The sequence below is a fragment of the Enhygromyxa salina genome (genome assembly GCF_000737335.2).
Taxonomy (GTDB): domain Bacteria; phylum Myxococcota_A; class Polyangia; order Nannocystales; family Nannocystaceae; genus Plesiocystis; species Plesiocystis salina_C.
The window spans coordinates 1-1,526 of sequence record NZ_JMCC02000268.1; the positions used below are offsets into that span (position 1 = coordinate 1).

Here is a 1,526-nt window from a genome sequence, read left to right on the forward strand (position 1 = left end):
CGGAAGTTGTCAACAAGTTTGATACCAGTTGGCACAGAGTTTAGAGAGCAACGGGAACGGTTGGCACGGGCACGTTGGGGTCGTCGATCGGCTTGTTGATCCAGACCTGGTTTGGCGGTCGTTTGGCCTCGGGCGATCCATGGCTGAAGCGCTCGGGGTGGAGTTCGAAGGCGGCCTGGAGGGCGGCGTTGCGGCAGGCGAGGCGCTCGTCGATCAAGCCGTGGTGCACGTCGTGCGGCGTCATCATCGCTAGGCCGCTGTGGTGATGGTCGTCGTTGTACCAGGGGAAAAAGTCGCGGCAGAAGGATCGGGAGTCCTCGAGGCAGCCGAATCGGCCGGGAAAATCGGGCCGGTATTTCATCGTCTTGAACTGTGACTCGGAGAACGGATTGTCGTTGGACTGGTGAGGCCGTGAGTGGGTCTTGGTGACGCCGAGATCCGCGAGGAGAAACGCGACCGGCTTGCTCTTCATCGATGAGCCGCGATCGGCATGGAGCGTGAGCTGACCAGGTTGGATCCCTTGCTTCTTGCAGGTCGCGGCGATCAGCTTGCGAGCGAGCGCCTTGGACTCGCGCGTGGCGACCATCCAGCCGACGACGTAGCGGCTGAACACGTCGAGGATCACGTACAGGTAAAAGTAGGTCCACTTACTCGGGCCGTGCAACTTCGTGATGTCCCAACTCCACAGTTCGTTGGGCTTCGTGGCGAGCAACTCAGGCTTGGTCGCGTTGGCGATCCTCCGGATGTTCCGCCGCTCGCGGTTCTCGCCAGCGGCATTGAGGATCCGATACATCGTGCGCAGCGAGCACAGGTAGACTTTTTCGTCGAGCAGCGCCGCGTGGACTTGGGGCACAGCCAAGTCTTGGAAGCGCGGCTCGTGGAGCACATCGAGAACCGCTGCGCGATCGGCCTGAGAGAGCGCACGACCGCCCGAGCGCGGGCGAGTCGGGTGCGAGTGCAGAGGTGCCAGGCGACGCCGGTAGGTGGCTCGGGGGACGTCGAGGGCCTCACAGGCCTGGCGTTCGCCGACGACGGTGGCCGCGTGACTGATCAGCGCGATCACTTGGTCGTCTCCTCGGGAAGCTCGCGCAGAAGCTGTGCCATTTTTTTTTGCATGTCGACGAGGAATTCGGCCCGCTCGGCCCTGGCCTTGACCTTGGTCAACTCGCGCTCGAGCTCGATGATCTTGCGGTCTCGATCATCAGGTTTTGCCTTGGCCTTGGGCCCGCGCTTTTTCGGATCCAGGCCGGCCTTACCGTCTCGTTCACGAGCGGCGCGCCAGTTGCAGAGGTGAGACGAGTACAATCCTTCGCGCCTGAGCAGTGCTCCGAGCTCGCCTGGTTTCTTGCACTTGTCGGCTTCGGTCAAGATCCGCCGCTTCTGTTCTGCGGTGAACCGCCGGCGCTGCGTCTTCGCGGTGACTTCGGGATCGGGGGTCGTGGTGGTTTTCGGCACGGATGATCGCTTGCTCGCCCTCTACACTAAATTCAGCAGGTCGGCGGTATCAAACTTCTTGGCACAGAGGG

1 pseudogene is annotated in these 1,526 nt (G+C 62.2%); it reads right to left on the minus strand.

The features are described 5' to 3' along the window. Positions 1–40: 40 nt before the first annotated feature. Positions 41–1,455, minus strand: a pseudogene (locus DB30_RS40795) (IS3 family transposase). Positions 1,456–1,526 lie beyond the last annotated feature (71 nt).